We start from the raw sequence: 417 nt of genomic DNA, 5'->3' as shown, positions 1-417 counted from the left end.
GTGCAGGGGACTGCCGCAGACGGCGGGCATGCCGGCCAGGGAGCGGGTGCCGGAGCCGCGGGCGAGGCCCAGCAGGACCGTCTCGGCCTGGTCGTCGCGGGTGTGGCCGAGGAGGACGGCGACGGCACCGTGGCGTTCGGCGGCGGCGTCCAGGGCCCGGTAGCGGGCGGTGCGGGCGGCGGCCTCCGGGCCGCCGTCGCGGCCGACGCCGACGGTGACGGCCTCCACGGGGCGCAGGCCCAGCTCCGTCAGACGGCCCGCGACCTCCCGGGCGCGCTCGGCGGAGCCGGCCTGGAGACCGTGGTCGACGGTGATGCCGCCGGCGCGCAGCCCCAGACGGGGGGCCTCGAAGGCGAGGGCGGCGGCGAGGGCCATGGAGTCGGCGCCGCCGGAACAGGCGGCGAGGACGGCTGTCTC

The 417-nt window shown here is 80.1% G+C and carries 1 protein-coding gene; it reads right to left on the bottom strand.

Annotation, left to right across the window (positions count from 1 at the left end; translation table 11 throughout):
- Positions 1-417: tRNA lysidine(34) synthetase TilS (gene tilS, locus FNQ90_RS26660; protein WP_182608612.1), on the bottom strand; the 417-nt coding region annotated here is incomplete at both ends.

This window comes from Streptomyces alkaliphilus (genome assembly GCF_014141535.1).
GTDB lineage: Bacteria > Actinomycetota > Actinomycetes > Streptomycetales > Streptomycetaceae > Streptomyces > Streptomyces alkaliphilus.
The sequence above is the reverse complement of the archived record's forward strand: the minus strand, read 5'-3'. Positions and strand labels throughout refer to the sequence as shown.